Origin of the sequence: Vibrio maerlii, from assembly GCF_003415655.1 — a bacterium.
In the GTDB taxonomy this organism is placed as follows: domain Bacteria; phylum Pseudomonadota; class Gammaproteobacteria; order Enterobacterales; family Vibrionaceae; genus Vibrio; species Vibrio maerlii.
Genome location: NZ_QRHC01000014.1, coordinates 1 through 13,836, shown reverse-complemented (window position 1 = coordinate 13,836; position 13,836 = coordinate 1). Strand labels below are relative to the sequence as shown.

The following is a 13,836-nucleotide window of genomic DNA, read 5'->3' as shown; positions in this document are numbered from 1 at the left end:
TTAATTTAACCTTACTTAGAGTAAAGCTCGACGATCAAGTGTTCGTTGATGTCAGCAGATAGGTCTGAACGCTCAGGCATACGCTTGAATGTACCTTCCATCTTACCAGCATCTACTTCAATCCAAGTTGGTTTTTCGCGTTGTTCAGCAACTTCTAGAGCAGCTTTAATACGTGATTGAGCTTTCGCTTTTTCACGGATAGAAACAACGTCGTTAGCCGCAACTTTGAATGAAGGAACGTTTACAACTTTACCGTTAACTAGGATAGCTTTGTGGCTAACTAGCTGACGAGATTCAGCGCGAGTAGCACCAAAGCCCATGCGGTAAACTACGTTATCAAGACGACCTTCTAGAAGCTGAAGCAGGTTCTCACCTGTGTTGCCTTTAAGGCGTGCAGCTTCTTTGTAGTAGTTACGGAATTGTTTTTCTAGAACGCCGTAAGTACGACGAACTTTTTGCTTCTCACGAAGCTGAACGCCATATTCAGATAGACGACCGCGACGAGCGCCGTGTACACCTGGTGCGTTATCAATTTTACACTTGGTATCGATCGCACGAACACCAGACTTAAGGAATAAGTCAGTGCCTTCACGACGGCTAAGCTTCAGCTTAGGACCCAAATATCTTGCCATGTTCTTTCTCCAGTTTTCCTAAAAACGAAACGTTATACGCGACGTTTCTTAGGTGGACGACAACCGTTATGAGGGATCGGAGTAGCATCAACGATGTTTGTGATGCGGTATCCAGCAGCGTTTAGTGCGCGGATAGTTGACTCACGACCAGGACCTGGGCCCTTAACCATAACTTCCAAGTTCTTTAGGCCATATTCTTTAGCCATTTCGCCAGCGCGCTCTGCTGCAACCTGAGCTGCGAACGGAGTTGACTTACGAGAACCACGGAAACCTGAACCACCTGCAGTAGCCCAAGCTAGTGCGTTACCTTGACGGTCAGTGATGGTCACGATTGTGTTATTGAAAGAAGCATGAATGTGCGCTACGCCATCAGCTACTTGCTTGCGAACGCGTTTACGTGCGCGAGTTGGTTGTTTTGCCATTGTACTCTACCCTTCCCGATTATTTCTTGATCGGCTTACGCGGACCCTTACGGGTGCGAGCGTTGGTTTTAGTACGCTGTCCACGTAGAGGTAGACTGCGACGATGACGAAGACCACGGTAACAGCCAAGGTCCATTAGACGCTTGATGTTCATTGATACTTCACGACGTAGATCACCTTCTACAGTGTACTTAGCTACACCATCACGCAGTTGATCGATCTGCTCTTCAGTTAGTTCACTGATCTTAACATCTTCAGCAATACCCACTTCAGCTAGGATAGCTTGAGAGCGAGTTTTACCGATACCGTAGATCGCAGTAAGTGCGATTACAGCATGTTTTTGATCAGGAATGTTAATGCCTGCTATACGGGCCATTATTCACTCCAATGTTTCTTAAAAGAATTATCCGCAGCAAAGCCCGTTATGGATACGCTGCGGCATACTACTTCTTTTGCACGCAAAAGGTAGGCCGAGTAATATACTCAACGCTACCTTATATTTCAAGTAAAAATTTCTGCTAATTAGCCTTGGCGTTGCTTATGCTTTGGCTCACTGCAAATCACGCGAACGACACCGTTACGCTTGATAACTTTACAGTTACGGCAGATTTTTTTAACGGAAGCACGAACTTTCATTGCTAAACTCCGTAATGTAATCTGGGACTACCGCCGAATTAACGGCCGTAACCCTTCAGATTCGCTTTTTTCAACACAGAATCATACTGTTGAGACATCAGATGAGTCTGTACCTGTGCCATAAAGTCCATGATAACAACTACTACGATTAGTAGAGATGTACCGCCGAAGTAGAAACGTACGTTCCACGCGACCATCATGAACTCGGGAATCAGACAGATAAAGGTAATGTATAACGCACCCGCTAGGGTTAAACGCGTCATTACTTTATCAATATACTTAGCTGTCTGCTCGCCTGGGCGGATACCGGGTACGAATGCACCAGACTTCTTCAAATTATCTGCTGTTTCACGCGGGTTGAATACCAACGCCGTGTAGAAGAAGCAGAAGAAGATAATCGCTGCTGCATAAAGCATAACATACAATGGCTGACCTGGGCTAAGGGCCAAAGACACGTCAGTTAACCAACTGAACGCGCTGTCCTCACCACCAGTGTTGCCGAACCACTGTGCTAATGTTCCTGGGAACAAAATAATGCTTGATGCAAAGATTGCTGGAATCACACCTGCCATGTTTATCTTCAGTGGCAAGTGAGTGCTTTGCGCTGCAAAAACCTTACGACCTTGTTGACGCTTTGCGTAGTTAACAACGATTCGACGTTGACCACGCTCCATGAAAACAACGAAGTAGATTACAGCGAAAGACAATACCGCAATCAACAGCAGAAGAAGTACGTGCAATTCACCTTGACGCGCTTGCTCGATTGTTTGACCGATTGCTGAAGGCAATCCAGCAACAATACCTGCAAAAATTAGGATGGAAATACCATTACCTATTCCACGCTCTGTAATTTGTTCACCTAACCACATTAGGAACATGGTGCCGGTTACTAAACTTACGGTAGCAATTAGCGTAAACATGGTTTGGTCGATAACAACCAGATTGTTGACCATGTTTGGTAGGCCAGTTGCGATACCTATGCCTTGGAATGTTGCAAGTACAAGCGTGCCGTAACGCGTATATTGGCTTATCTTACGACGGCCAGCTTCACCCTCTTTTTTGAGTTCAGCTAACGCTGGGTGAACTACAGTTAGCAGTTGGACAACAATCGATGCCGAAATATACGGCATGATACCCAACGCTAATATAGATGCACGCTCAAGAGCACCACCGGAGAACATGTTAAACATTTCTACGATGGTACCTTTTTGCTGTTCGAACAAATCGGCAAGTACAGCTGCGTCAATACCAGGGATCGGTACGAAAGAACCTGCACGGAATACCAAAAGTGCACCTAATACAAACAATAGGCGCGATTTTAATTCCGCCAATCCATTTTTCGCACTACTAAAATCTTGTCCTGGTTTTTTAGCCATCTGTACCTTTCCTTCGAAGATTACTCTTCGATTTTACCGCCTGCAGCTTCGATAGCAGCTTTAGCGCCTTTAGTCACGCGAAGACCTTTAACAGTCACAGCTTTGCTGATTTCACCAGAAAGAACAACTTTTACAAATTCGATGTTCTTAGTGATTACGTTAGCAGCTTTTAGGCTGTTTAGATCTACTACGTCACCTTCAACTTTCGCTAGCTCAGCTAGACGAACTTCAGCAGACACTAGGCTCTTACGAGAAGTGAAGCCGAACTTAGGTAGACGTTGTTTCAGAGGCATTTGACCGCCTTCGAAACCTGGACGAACAGAGCCGCCAGAACGTGATTTTTGGCCTTTGTGACCACGGCCACCAGTTTTACCTAGGCCTGAACCGATACCACGACCTACGCGCTTCTTAGAAGGCTTAGAACCCGCAGCCGGAGATAGAGTATTCAAACGCATTTCTGATTACTCCTCAACTTTAACCATGTAGTAAACCTTGTTGATCATGCCGCGAACTGCTGGCGTGTCTTCAAGTTCTACTGTGTGGTTGATGCGACGAAGGCCTAGACCACGTAAGCACAGCTTGTGCTTAGGTAGGCGACCAATTGAGCTTTTAGTTTGAGTTACTTTAATAGTTGCCATGGTGTTCTTACTCCGAAATTGATTCAACAGTTAGACCACGTTTAGCAGCAACCATTTCTGGTGACTTCATGCCGCTCAGACCATCGATCGTAGCACGAACGATGTTGATTGGGTTCGTAGAACCGTACGCTTTCGCAAGTACGTTATGAACACCTACAACTTCTAGTACTGCACGCATCGCACCACCTGCGATGATACCTGTACCTTCAGCTGCTGGCTGCATGTAAACTTTAGAGCCAGTGTGGCGACCTTTCACCGCGTGGTGAAGAGTGCCTTCGTTAAGCGCTACTGTAACCATGTTACGGCGCGCTTTTTCCATTGCTTTTTGAATCGCTGCAGGTACTTCACGAGCTTTGCCGTAACCGAAACCTACACGACCGTTACCGTCACCAACTACTGTTAGTGCAGTGAAACTAAAGATTCGACCACCTTTAACCGTTTTAGAAACACGGTTAACAGCGATTAGCTTTTCGTGCAAATCTGAAGTTTGTTGTTGTTCTTTAGCCATCGATCAACCCTACCTTAGAATTTCAGACCAGCTTCACGAGCAGAATCTGCTAGTGCCGCTACTCGACCGTGGTATTGGAAACCAGAACGATCAAATGCAACTGAAGTCACGCCTTTTTCAAGAGCGCGCTCAGCAACAGCTTTACCAACTGCTTTAGCTGCATCGATGTTACTAGTTGTCTTAACTTGCTCACGGATCGCTTTTTCTACAGTAGAAGCAGCTGCGATAACCTCAGAGCCGTTTGCCGCGATAACTTGTGCGTAAACGTGACGAGGAGTACGGTGTACTACTAGACGCTCAACGCGAAGTTCTGCAATCTTACGACGTGCACGTGTAGCACGACGGATGCGAGATGCTTTCTTATCCATAGCGTTACCTTACTTCTTCTTAGCTTCTTTAGTACGCACATTTTCATCTGCGTAACGAACACCTTTACCTTTGTAAGGCTCAGGCTCACGGTAAGAACGAATGTCAGCAGCAACTTGACCTACTACTTGCTTATCACAACCAGTGATAACAATTTCAGTTTGGCTTGGACATTCAGCTTTAATACCCTCTGGCAGTTCATGCTCAACAGGGTGCGAGAAGCCTAGTGTTAGAGCTACAGCTTTGCCTTTGATAGCAGCACGGTAACCTACACCTTTAAGAGTAAGCTTCTTAGTAAAGCCTTCAGTAACACCAACAACCATGTTGTTAACTAGAGCGCGAGCTGTACCAGCTTGTGCCCATGCGTTAGCAACACCTTCTTTCGGACCGAAAGTTAGGTTGTTTTCTTCCTGTGCAATTACTACTGCGTCGTTAAGAACGCGAGTAAGCTCACCTTTACCACCTTTAACAGTGATTTCTTGGCCGTTTAGTTTCACCTCTACGCCAGCTGGAATAGCGACAGGTGCTTTAGCAACACGAGACATATCTACTCCTATTACGCTACGTAAGCGATGATTTCACCACCAAGACCTGCTTTGCGAGCAGCACGGTCTGTCATAAGACCTTTGGAAGTGGAAACTACAGCAATACCTAAACCGCCCATCACAGAAGGTAGCGAGTCTTTGTTCTTGTAGACGCGCAGACCAGGACGTGATACACGTTGGATTTGCTCAATTACAGGTTTCGCTTGGAAGTACTTAAGAGTAACTTCTAGCTCTGGTTTTGCTTCGCCTTCAACAGCGAAGTCAACGATGTAACCTTCAGCTTTCAGTAGTGCAGCGATTGCAACTTTAAGCTTTGAAGAAGGCATTTTTACAGCAACTTTGTTTGCTGCCTGACCGTTACGAACGCGGGTCAGCATATCCGAAATCGGATCTTGCATGCTCATATGATTTACTCCAAATGATTAAGTGGCAATTACCAGCTAGCCTTACGAAGACCCGGAATCTCGCCTTTCATGCAAGCTTCACGAACCTTAATACGGCTTAGACCGAACTTACGTAGGTAACCGTGTGGACGACCAGTTTGGTTACAACGGTTGCGCTGACGTGATGCACTTGAATCACGTGGAAGAGCTTGCAGTTTAAGAACTGCGTTCCAACGATCTTCTTCAGATGCGTTTACATCGCTGATGATAGCTTTTAGAGAAGAACGCTTCTCAGCGAACTTAGCTACTAGCTTTGCACGCTTTGCTTCGCGCGCTTTCATAGATTGTTTAGCCATAACAGTAACCCTTCACCTTACTTACGGAATGGGAAGTTAAAGGCAGCCAGCAGAGCTCGGCCTTCCGCATCTGTGCCCGCTGAAGTCGTGATAGTGATATCAAGACCGCGTACACGATCGACTTTATCATAGTCGATTTCCGGGAAGATGATTTGCTCGCGAACGCCCATGCTGTAGTTACCGCGACCGTCAAAAGACTTCGCGCTAACGCCACGGAAATCACGTACACGTGGAAGAGCGATGTTAATCAAACGCTCAAGAAAATCCCACATACGTTCGCCACGCAAGGTTACTTTACAACCGATTGGGTAGCCTTCACGGATTTTGAAACCTGCAACAGATTTACGTGCTTTAGTGATAAGTGGCTTTTGACCAGAGATCGTTGCCATATCAGAAGCCGCGTTTTCTAGCAGTTTCTTATCGTTGATTGCTTCACCCACACCCATGTTTAGGGTGATCTTTTCGATTCTAGGGACTTGCATGACGCTTGTGTAGCTGAACTCTTTGGTCAGTTCAGCGACTACAGACGACTTGTAGTAATCATGCAGTTTCGCCATAGGAGGACTCCAAATTACTTCTATTAGTTAGAAACAGTTTCGCCGTTAGACTTGAAGAAACGAACTTTCTTGCCATCTTCGAAACGGAAACCGATACGGTCTGCTTTACCAGTAGCCGCGTTAAAGATTGCAACGTTAGAAGCATCAATTGCTGCTTCTTGTTCAACGATGCCACCTTGTTGACCTAGAGCCGGTACAGGCTTTTGGTGCTTCTTAACAAGGTTGATACCTTCAACGATAACTTTACCAGTTGCTAGAACCTTAGTTACTTTACCTTTCTTGCCTTTATCTTTACCAGCAAGAACGATTACTTCGTCATTACGACGGATTTTAGCTGCCATTGTTTCGCTCCTTACAGTACTTCAGGTGCTAGTGAAACGATTTTCATGAATTTCGCGTTACGAAGTTCACGAGTCACTGGACCGAAGATACGTGTGCCGACTGGTTGCTCTGTAGTGTCGTTCAGAAGAACGCAAGCATTACCGTCAAAGCGAATGACAGAACCGTCTGGGCGACGAACGCCTTTACGAGTGCGCACTACAACCGCCTTCAGAACATCACCTTTCTTTACTTTACCGCGAGGAATTGCTTCCTTAACTGTAACTTTGATGATGTCACCGATATGTGCATAACGGCGGTGAGAGCCACCCAGAACCTTAATACACATTACCTTGCGCGCACCTGAGTTATCAGCTGCGTCAAGTGTACTTTGCATTTGGATCATTGTTAGTGCTCCGCTAAATGTTAAAACTAGACCCTCTCGGGTCGGGCTGCCTCTTTAAAAGGGACGCGAATTGTACCACCCTTTTTTGTGATTGGGTAGACAAAAAATAAGCGGCCCCAAAAAAAAATTTTGGAGCCGCTTTTATATCATAGATAAGCTAGATTAAATCTTTGCTTTTTCTACAACTTTTACCAAAGTCCAAGATTTTTTCTTAGACAGTGGACGACACTCTGCGATTTCAACTGTGTCGCCTAGGCCACACTCGTTGTTTTCGTCATGTGCGTGAAGTTTAGTCGTGCGCTTTACGAATTTACCGTAAATTGGGTGTTTAACCATGCGCTCGATAGCAACTACGATAGACTTGTCCATCTTGTCGCTAACAACACGACCTTGTTGAGTACGAATTTTGTCGCTCATTATGCGCCTGCCTTCTCAGTCAAAACAGTTTTCACACGTGCGATATCACGGCGTACAGCTTTTAGAGTATGAGTTTGCTGAAGCTGACCAGTAGCAGCTTGCATGCGCAAGTTGAACTGTTCACGTAGCAAATTCAATAGCTCAGCGTTAAGCTCTTCAACGCTTTTTTCGCGTAGATCTTGTGCTTTCATCACATCACCTGCTTAGTTACAAATGTAGTTTTGAATGGTAGTTTGCGAGCAGCTAGGCGGAATGCTTCACGCGCTAGTTCTTCAGAAACACCGTTCATCTCGTACATAACTTTGCCAGGTTGAATTTGAGCAACCCAGTATTCAACGTTACCTTTACCTTTACCTTGACGAACTTCAAGAGGTTTTTCAGTAATCGGCTTGTCTGGGAATACACGAATCCAGATTTGACCTTGACGTTTGATGTGACGTGTCATTGCACGACGTGCCGCTTCGATTTGACGAGCAGTTAGACGGCCACGGCCAACAGCTTTAAGACCGAATTCGCCGAAGCTTACTTCAGTACCTTTAGCTAGACCACGGTTACGACCAGTCTGAACCTTGCGGAACTTAGTACGTTTAGGTTGTAGCATCGTTCGACTCCTTACTTACGGCCTTTACGCTGCTTCTTAGGCTTGTCGCCTTTAGGCTCTACAGCGTTCGCTGCTGGCATACCGCCTAGAATCTCACCTTTGAAGATCCAAACTTTAATGCCGATCACACCGTATTGAGTGTGAGCCGAAGAAGTTGCGTAATCAATGTCTGCACGAAGAGTGTGTAGAGGTACACGACCTTCACGGTACCACTCAGAACGTGCGATTTCAGCGCCGCCTAGACGACCGCTTACTTCTACTTTGATACCTTTAGCGCCTAGACGCATTGCGTTTTGTACCGCGCGCTTCATAGCACGACGGAACATAACACGACGCTCTAGTTGAGACGCGATGCTATCAGCCACTAATTGACCATCTAGCTCAGGCTTACGTACTTCAGCGATGTTAATTTGCGCTGGTACACCTGCGATTTTAGCTACAGCTGCGCGTAGCTTCTCAACGTCTTCACCTTTCTTACCGATCACAACGCCTGGACGAGCAGTGTGAATAGTCACACGGATGCTCTTAGCAGGACGCTCGATTACGATGCGTGAAAGAGACGCTTTTGCTAGTTCCTTAGTAAGGAACTGACGTACCTTGAAGTCGCCGTCTAGGTTGTCAGCGAATTCTTTGGTGTTAGCAAACCATGTAGCATTCCAAGGCTTAACGATGCCAAGACGAATACCATTAGGATGTACTTTCTGACCCATTGCTTATCTCCTAGTCTTAAGCGTCTGCAACAACAACAGTGATGTGGCAAGAACGCTTCAAGATACGGTCTGCACGGCCTTTAGCACGAGGCATAATACGCTTCATGATAGGACCTTCATCTACGAAGATTTTTGCGACATTTAGATCGTCAATATCTGCGCCTTCGTTGTGCTCAGCGTTCGCGATTGCTGATTCAAGAACTTTTTTCACTAGCTCAGCAGCTTTTTTGTTGCTGAAAGTTAGGATTTCTAGAGCTTGATCAACTTTCTTGCCACGGATTTGATCCGCTACAAGGCGAGCTTTCTGTGGAGAAATACGAGCAAAGTTATGTTTAGCTAAAGCTTCCATTATCTACTCCTTATTTCTTCTTAGCTTTCTTATCCGCAGCGTGACCGCGGTAAGTACGAGTTGGTGCGAATTCGCCCAGTTTGTGACCGATCATTTCTTCGGTTACGAATACTGGTACGTGCTGACGACCATTATGGACAGCGATGGTCAAACCAATCATTGTTGGGATGATCATTGAACGACGGGACCAAGTCTTAATAGGCTTTTTGTCTCCGCTTTCCACCGCTTTCTCTACCTTCTTCAGCAAGTGTAGGTCAATAAAAGGACCTTTCTTGAGAGAACGTGGCATGGCGATTCCTCTTTATAGATTACTTGTTACGACGACGTACGATGTACTTGTCAGTGCGCTTGTTCTTACGAGTCTTAAAGCCTTTAGTTGGCTGACCCCAAGGAGATACTGGGTGACGACCACCAGATGTACGGCCTTCACCACCACCGTGTGGGTGGTCTACTGGGTTCATTACTACACCACGTACGGTTGGACGTACGCCGCGCCAGCGTGAAGCACCAGCTTTACCTAGTTCACGTAGCATGTGCTCAGAGTTACCAACTTCACCGATCGTAGCACGACCTTCAGAAAGAACTTTGCGCATCTCGCCAGAACGTAGGCGTAGAGTTACGTATGCACCGTCGCGAGCAACGATTTGTGCGTACGCACCTGCAGAACGAGCAATTTGTGCACCCTTACCAGGCTTCAGTTCAACACAGTGAACTGTAGAACCTACAGGGATGTTGCGCATCGGCAGAGTGTTACCTGCTTTGATTGGCGCATCAACACCAGACTGGATTGAATCACCAGCTTGGATGCCTTTAGGTGCAATGATGTAGCGGCGCTCACCGTCTGCGTACAGAACTAGAGCGATGTTTGCGCTACGGTTTGGATCGTATTCAAGACGCTCAACTTTCGCTGGGATACCATCTTTAGTACGTTTGAAGTCAACTACACGGTAGTGATGTTTGTGACCACCACCGATGTGACGTACTGTGATACGACCGTTGTTGTTACGACCACCGTTCTTAGAGTTTTTCTCTAGAAGTGGAGCGTAAGGCTTACCTTTGTGAAGGTCAGCGTTAACAACTTTAACTACGTGACGACGACCAGGGGAAGTCGGCTTACATTTAACAATAGCCATTGTTTAACTACTCCTGTTATTCCGCACCGCCAACGAAGTCAAGATCTTGACCTTCAGCCAAAGTAACGTACGCTTTCTTAACGTCGCTGCGGCGACCTTCGCGTAGACCTTGACGTTTGGTCTTACCCTTAGTGATAAGAGTATTTACAGACTTAACTTCAACTTCAAAAAGCTTTTCTACAGCTGCTTTGATCTCTTTTTTAGTTGCATCTTTTGCTACTTTGAAAACGATAGTGTTCGCTTTCTCTGCAGCCATAGTTGCTTTTTCAGAGATGTGTGGAGCACGTAGTACTTTTAGGATACGCTCTTCACTGATCATGCTAGCATCTCCTCAACTTGCTTAACTGCTTCAGCAGTCATTACAACTTTGTCGAACGCGATTAGTGAAACTGGGTCGATACCAGCAACGTCACGTGCGTCAACTTTGTATAGGTTACGAGCAGCTAGGAATAGATTCTCATCTACTTCGCTAGTCACGATTAGAGCGTCAGTTAGCTCAAGCTCTTTCAGCTTAGCTACAAGCTCTTTAGTTTTTGGTGCTTCTACTGAGAAGTTATCAACAACGATTAGACGCTCTTGACGAACTAGCTCAGAAAGAATGCTCTTCATAGCACCGCGGTACATTTTCTTGTTTACTTTTTGGCTGTGATCTTGTGGTTTCGCAGCAAAAGTAACACCACCTGTACGCCAGATTGGGCTACGAATTGTACCAGCACGTGCACGGCCAGTACCTTTTTGACGCCATGGCTTAGCGCCACCGCCAGATACTTCTGAACGAGTCTTTTGAGCACGAGTACCTTGACGAGCACCTGCTGCATATGCAACAACTACTTGGTGTACAAGAGCTTCGTTGAAGTCACGTCCGAAAGTAGTTTCAGAAACAGTCAGTGCATCAGCACCTTTAACCATAAGTTCCATTACTTACTCCTAGACGTTAAGCTTTAACAGCTGGTTTTACGATCACGTTGCCGCCTGTTGAGCCTGGTACTGCACCTTTAATAAGAAGCAGATTGCGCTCAGCGTCAACACGTACGATCTCTAGGTTTTGAGTCGTTACACGCTCAGCACCCATGTGACCTGCCATTTTCTTGCCTTTGAACACGCGACCTGGAGTTTGACATTGGCCAATTGAACCCGGTGCACGGTGAGACAATGAGTTACCGTGAGTCATATCTTGAGTAGAGAAGTTCCAACGCTTAACAGCGCCTTGGAAGCCTTTACCTTTAGATGTGCCAGTAACGTCTACTTTTTTAACGTCGTTGAAAAGTTCTACGTTTAGCTCAGCGCCAACTTCAAACTCTTCGCCGTTTTCTAAACGGAATTCCCAAAGACCGCGGCCAGCTTCAACACCTGCTTTCGCAAAGTGACCAGCTTCTGGCTTAGATACACGGCTAGCTTTCTTAGTACCAGCAGTAACTTGGATAGCTGCGTAACCATCAGTTTCAACAGTACGAACCTGTGAAACGCGGTTAGCTTCAACTTCAACAACAGTTACTGGGATAGAAACGCCTTCTTCGGTAAATACGCGGGTCATACCCACTTTACGTCCGACTAGACCAATCATTCTTCTAATCTCCCTTAACCTAGGCTGATTTGAACATCAACACCAGCAGCAAGGTCTAGACGCATAAGAGCATCTACAGTCTTGTCAGTTGGTTCTACGATGTCGATCAAACGCTTGTGAGTACGGATTTCGTACTGGTCACGTGCGTCTTTGTTTACGTGTGGAGAGATAAGAACAGTGAAACGCTCTTTACGAGTAGGTAGTGGAATAGGACCACGAACCTGTGCGCCGGTACGCTTAGCTGTTTCAACGATCTCCGCAGTTGAAGCGTCGATTAGTTTGTAATCGAAAGCTTTAAGGCGGATACGAATACGTTGGTTCTGCATGAGACAGAGCTCCAATAATTAAAAATTACACAAACAATATCGCCACTCAGACTCGTTAAGACGAGAGAATGTACGATTGATTTATGTGAAACCGTAGCCTCCAAGATTAGGAAGCATTGTCAGCTAATTTTCTATTAACACTTATATGGGCTAATTGTATTAACCGCGAACATAAGCTGAGTCTACATTACTAGGTATAGCAATACCTACTCCTCAGTGCTCATTGGTTCACAACTGGATAACCAGTGCGCTGCATTATACAGATCACACTTTCCCATGCAAGACCTGTTGGAAAAATAATCGAAAAAAATGTGGGATGTGGGATGTGGGATGTGGGATGTGGGATGTGGGATGTGGGATGTGGGATGTGGGATGTGGGATAGATTTTCCCCAAGCTGCTAGGCGGTCATTAGTCAAAGATCTTAGCAACAACACCAGCACCTACAGTACGGCCACCTTCGCGGATTGCGAAACGTAGACCTTCGTCCATAGCGATTGGAGCGATTAGTTCAACAGTCATTTGAACGTTGTCACCTGGCATTACCATTTCTACGCCTTCTGGAAGCTGGATGTCACCAGTTACGTCCGTAGTACGGAAGTAGAACTGTGGACGGTAGCCTTTGAAGAAAGGAGTGTGACGGCCGCCTTCGTCTTTAGAAAGTACGTATACTTCAGACTCAAACTTAGTGTGTGGGTTGATTGACTTAGGAGCTGCTAGTACTTGACCACGCTCTACTTCGTCACGCTTAGTACCACGTAGAAGTGCACCAACGTTCTCACCAGCACGACCTTCGTCTAGAAGCTTACGGAACATTTCAACACCAGTACAAGTAGTTACTGTTGTTTCTTTGATACCAACGATTTCTACTTCGTCACCTACAGTTAGGATACCGCGCTCGATACGACCAGTTACTACTGTACCACGACCTTGGATCGAGAATACGTCTTCGATTGGTAGTAGGAACGGTTGGTCTACTGCACGCTCTGGCTCTGGGATGTAGTTGTCTAGTGCTTCAGCTAGCTCAACGATCTTGTCTTCCCACTCTTTCTCGCCGTTTAGTGCGCCAAGTGCAGAACCTTGGATTACTGGTAGATCATCACCTGGGAAATCGTACTCAGATAGAAGTTCACGAACTTCCATTTCTACTAGCTCAAGTAGTTCTTCATCATCAACCATGTCACACTTGTTCATGAATACGATGATGTAAGGGATACCAACCTGACGGCCAAGTAGGATGTGCTCACGAGTCTGAGGCATTGGGCCATCAGTTGCAGCAACTACTAGGATACCACCGTCCATTTGCGCAGCACCAGTGATCATGTTTTTAACGTAATCGGCGTGTCCTGGGCAGTCTACGTGTGCGTAGTGACGAGTTGGAGTGTCGTACTCAACGTGAGAAGTTGCGATTGTGATACCGCGCTCACGCTCTTCTGGAGCGTTATCGATAGATGCGAAGTCTTTCGCTTCACCGCCGTACACTTTTGAAAGAGTAGTACAGATTGCAGCAGTTAGAGTTGTTTTACCGTGGTCAACGTGGCCGATAGTACCAACGTTTACGTGCGGTTTCGTACGTTCAAATTTTTCTTTAGACA

The 13,836-nt window shown here is 46.1% G+C and carries 27 protein-coding genes; all 27 read right to left on the bottom strand.

Annotated elements, in window-relative coordinates; translation table 11 throughout:
* Window positions 1–11 precede the first annotated feature (11 nt).
* Window positions 12–632, bottom strand: a complete 621-nt coding sequence (rpsD, locus tag DPF91_RS19200) for a 30S ribosomal protein S4 (protein ID WP_117236057.1) — start codon at window positions 630–632, stop codon at window positions 12–14.
* Between the two features lie 32 nt (window positions 633–664).
* On the bottom strand, window positions 665–1,054 hold the full coding sequence (gene rpsK, locus DPF91_RS19195; RefSeq protein WP_004398450.1) for a 30S ribosomal protein S11: 390 nt from the start codon (window positions 1,052–1,054) through the stop codon (window positions 665–667).
* 19 nt (window positions 1,055–1,073) lie between these two features.
* Window positions 1,074–1,430 (bottom strand): 30S ribosomal protein S13, encoded by a 357-nt coding sequence (rpsM, locus tag DPF91_RS19190; RefSeq protein WP_005450559.1) that lies wholly within the window; start codon window positions 1,428–1,430, stop codon window positions 1,074–1,076.
* A gap of 146 nt (window positions 1,431–1,576) precedes the next feature.
* Window positions 1,577–1,690: a 50S ribosomal protein L36 gene (gene rpmJ / locus DPF91_RS19185; RefSeq protein WP_000868186.1), complete on the bottom strand. Its 114-nt coding sequence runs from the start codon at window positions 1,688–1,690 to the stop codon at window positions 1,577–1,579.
* Between the two features lie 38 nt (window positions 1,691–1,728).
* Window positions 1,729–3,066 (bottom strand): preprotein translocase subunit SecY, encoded by a 1,338-nt coding sequence (gene secY, locus DPF91_RS19180; RefSeq protein ID WP_117236056.1) that lies wholly within the window; start codon window positions 3,064–3,066, stop codon window positions 1,729–1,731.
* Window positions 3,067–3,086: 20 nt separating this feature from the next.
* Window positions 3,087–3,521 (bottom strand): 50S ribosomal protein L15, encoded by a 435-nt coding sequence (gene rplO, locus DPF91_RS19175; protein ID WP_117236055.1) that lies wholly within the window; start codon window positions 3,519–3,521, stop codon window positions 3,087–3,089.
* A gap of 6 nt (window positions 3,522–3,527) precedes the next feature.
* Window positions 3,528–3,704, bottom strand: a complete 177-nt coding sequence (rpmD, locus tag DPF91_RS19170) for a 50S ribosomal protein L30 (protein WP_017029085.1) — start codon at window positions 3,702–3,704, stop codon at window positions 3,528–3,530.
* A gap of 7 nt (window positions 3,705–3,711) precedes the next feature.
* The gene (gene rpsE, locus DPF91_RS19165; protein ID WP_117236053.1) at window positions 3,712–4,212 is read right to left on the bottom strand and encodes a 30S ribosomal protein S5; all 501 of its coding nucleotides are present in this window, start codon (window positions 4,210–4,212) and stop codon (window positions 3,712–3,714) included.
* A gap of 14 nt (window positions 4,213–4,226) precedes the next feature.
* Window positions 4,227–4,580, bottom strand: a complete 354-nt coding sequence (rplR, locus tag DPF91_RS19160; RefSeq protein WP_117236052.1) for a 50S ribosomal protein L18 — start codon at window positions 4,578–4,580, stop codon at window positions 4,227–4,229.
* Window positions 4,581–4,589: 9 nt separating this feature from the next.
* Window positions 4,590–5,123: a 50S ribosomal protein L6 gene (gene rplF, locus DPF91_RS19155; protein ID WP_117236051.1), complete on the bottom strand. Its 534-nt coding sequence runs from the start codon at window positions 5,121–5,123 to the stop codon at window positions 4,590–4,592.
* 11 nt (window positions 5,124–5,134) lie between these two features.
* The gene (gene rpsH, locus DPF91_RS19150) at window positions 5,135–5,527 is read right to left on the bottom strand and encodes a 30S ribosomal protein S8 (protein WP_117236050.1); all 393 of its coding nucleotides are present in this window, start codon (window positions 5,525–5,527) and stop codon (window positions 5,135–5,137) included.
* Window positions 5,528–5,556: 29 nt separating this feature from the next.
* Window positions 5,557–5,862: a 30S ribosomal protein S14 gene (gene rpsN, locus DPF91_RS19145; RefSeq protein WP_117236049.1), complete on the bottom strand. Its 306-nt coding sequence runs from the start codon at window positions 5,860–5,862 to the stop codon at window positions 5,557–5,559.
* Between the two features lie 17 nt (window positions 5,863–5,879).
* Window positions 5,880–6,419, bottom strand: coding sequence for a 50S ribosomal protein L5 (gene rplE, locus DPF91_RS19140; RefSeq protein WP_117236048.1), 540 nt, complete (start codon window positions 6,417–6,419; stop codon window positions 5,880–5,882).
* 23 nt (window positions 6,420–6,442) lie between these two features.
* Window positions 6,443–6,760 carry a 50S ribosomal protein L24 gene (gene rplX, locus DPF91_RS19135; protein WP_014230668.1) on the bottom strand — a complete coding sequence of 106 codons (318 nt, stop codon included), beginning with the start codon at window positions 6,758–6,760 and terminating at the stop codon, window positions 6,443–6,445.
* Window positions 6,761–6,771: 11 nt separating this feature from the next.
* Window positions 6,772–7,143: a 50S ribosomal protein L14 gene (gene rplN / locus DPF91_RS19130; protein WP_117236047.1), complete on the bottom strand. Its 372-nt coding sequence runs from the start codon at window positions 7,141–7,143 to the stop codon at window positions 6,772–6,774.
* A 162-nt stretch (window positions 7,144–7,305) separates the two neighbouring features.
* Entirely contained in the window at window positions 7,306–7,560 is a 255-nt protein-coding gene (gene rpsQ, locus DPF91_RS19125) for a 30S ribosomal protein S17 (protein WP_117236046.1), read from the bottom strand.
* Complete coding sequence (rpmC, locus tag DPF91_RS19120) at window positions 7,560–7,751, bottom strand: 50S ribosomal protein L29 (protein ID WP_004410456.1); 192 nt, start codon at window positions 7,749–7,751, stop codon at window positions 7,560–7,562. Before rpmC ends, rpsQ begins: the two co-directional genes overlap by 1 nt.
* Complete coding sequence (rplP, locus tag DPF91_RS19115; RefSeq protein ID WP_117236045.1) at window positions 7,751–8,161, bottom strand: 50S ribosomal protein L16; 411 nt, start codon at window positions 8,159–8,161, stop codon at window positions 7,751–7,753. The genes rpmC and rplP overlap by 1 nt, the downstream gene beginning before the upstream one ends.
* A gap of 11 nt (window positions 8,162–8,172) precedes the next feature.
* On the bottom strand, window positions 8,173–8,871 hold the full coding sequence (gene rpsC / locus DPF91_RS19110) for a 30S ribosomal protein S3 (RefSeq protein WP_103881809.1): 699 nt from the start codon (window positions 8,869–8,871) through the stop codon (window positions 8,173–8,175).
* 16 nt (window positions 8,872–8,887) lie between these two features.
* A complete protein-coding gene (gene rplV / locus DPF91_RS19105) occupies window positions 8,888–9,220 on the bottom strand; it encodes a 50S ribosomal protein L22 (RefSeq protein WP_117236044.1) in 333 nt (110 codons plus the stop codon).
* A 10-nt stretch (window positions 9,221–9,230) separates the two neighbouring features.
* On the bottom strand, window positions 9,231–9,509 hold the full coding sequence (gene rpsS / locus DPF91_RS19100) for a 30S ribosomal protein S19 (protein ID WP_004736729.1): 279 nt from the start codon (window positions 9,507–9,509) through the stop codon (window positions 9,231–9,233).
* A 19-nt stretch (window positions 9,510–9,528) separates the two neighbouring features.
* A complete protein-coding gene (gene rplB / locus DPF91_RS19095; RefSeq protein ID WP_117236043.1) occupies window positions 9,529–10,353 on the bottom strand; it encodes a 50S ribosomal protein L2 in 825 nt (274 codons plus the stop codon).
* 16 nt (window positions 10,354–10,369) lie between these two features.
* On the bottom strand, window positions 10,370–10,672 hold the full coding sequence (gene rplW / locus DPF91_RS19090; RefSeq protein ID WP_117236042.1) for a 50S ribosomal protein L23: 303 nt from the start codon (window positions 10,670–10,672) through the stop codon (window positions 10,370–10,372).
* Entirely contained in the window at window positions 10,669–11,271 is a 603-nt protein-coding gene (gene rplD / locus DPF91_RS19085) for a 50S ribosomal protein L4 (RefSeq protein ID WP_117236041.1), read from the bottom strand. Before rplD ends, rplW begins: the two co-directional genes overlap by 4 nt.
* A gap of 16 nt (window positions 11,272–11,287) precedes the next feature.
* Window positions 11,288–11,917, bottom strand: coding sequence for a 50S ribosomal protein L3 (gene rplC / locus DPF91_RS19080; protein WP_117236040.1), 630 nt, complete (start codon window positions 11,915–11,917; stop codon window positions 11,288–11,290).
* 14 nt (window positions 11,918–11,931) lie between these two features.
* Complete coding sequence (gene rpsJ / locus DPF91_RS19075) at window positions 11,932–12,243, bottom strand: 30S ribosomal protein S10 (RefSeq protein ID WP_001181007.1); 312 nt, start codon at window positions 12,241–12,243, stop codon at window positions 11,932–11,934.
* A gap of 409 nt (window positions 12,244–12,652) precedes the next feature.
* Window positions 12,653–13,836 (bottom strand): elongation factor Tu (gene tuf / locus DPF91_RS19070; protein ID WP_117236039.1); only part of this gene is annotated, 1,184 nt, incomplete at its 5' end.